Origin of the sequence: Staphylococcus schweitzeri (assembly GCF_002902405.1) — a bacterium.
GTDB classification, from domain to species: domain Bacteria; phylum Bacillota; class Bacilli; order Staphylococcales; family Staphylococcaceae; genus Staphylococcus; species Staphylococcus schweitzeri.
Genome location: NZ_PPQS01000026.1, coordinates 120,496 through 121,237 on the forward strand (window position 1 = coordinate 120,496; position 742 = coordinate 121,237).

Consider the following 742-nt stretch of genomic DNA (forward strand, 5'->3'; position numbering starts at 1 on the left):
AAAGTGAGGATAAATAAATATAATTACTAATATAAAAATAACGTTAGAAAAATTACTATTTTAATAGGTTGTATGAACTATACAAATATTTATAAAAATAAAAGCAGAGAGATGTGAAATGATGAAGTATATAAAAAAAATTGCTTTGTACATGAGTGTATTACTTTTAATCATTTTTATTGTTGGATGTCGAAATATGAAAGATGAACAGAAAAAAGAAGAACAAATCAAAAAGAGCTTTGAGAAAACGTTAGATATGTATCCAATTAAGAATCTCGAGGAACTATATGACAAAGAAGGCTATCGAGATGGTGAGTTTAAAAAAGGCGATAAAGGTATGTGGACGATATATACAGATTTTGCCAAAAGTAATAAAGCAGACGAATTAAGTAATGAAGGTATGGTCTTATACTTAGATAGAAATACACGGACAGCAAAGGGACATTATTTTGTTAAGACATTTTATGAAAAGGATAAATTCCCAGATAGAAAAAATTATAAAGTTGAAATGAAAAATAATAAAATTATCTTATTAGACAAGGTAGAAGATCCAAAACTAAAAAAGAGAATAGAAAACTTTAAATTTTTCGGACAATATGCAAACCTTAAAGAATTGAAAAACTACAACAATGGTGATGTCTCAATTAATGAGAATGTTCCAAGTTATGACGCAAAATTTAAAATGAGCAATAAAGATGAAAATGTTAAGCAATTAAGAAGTCGTTATAATATTCCTACTGAT

At 26.4% G+C, this 742-nt stretch carries 1 protein-coding gene; it reads left to right on the top strand.

What is annotated here, in order from left to right; all coding sequences use genetic code 11:
- Positions 1-121: 121 nt before the first annotated feature.
- A partial coding sequence (locus tag CD116_RS05645; RefSeq protein WP_240625088.1) for a tandem-type lipoprotein occupies positions 122-742 on the top strand: 621 nt, incomplete at its 3' end.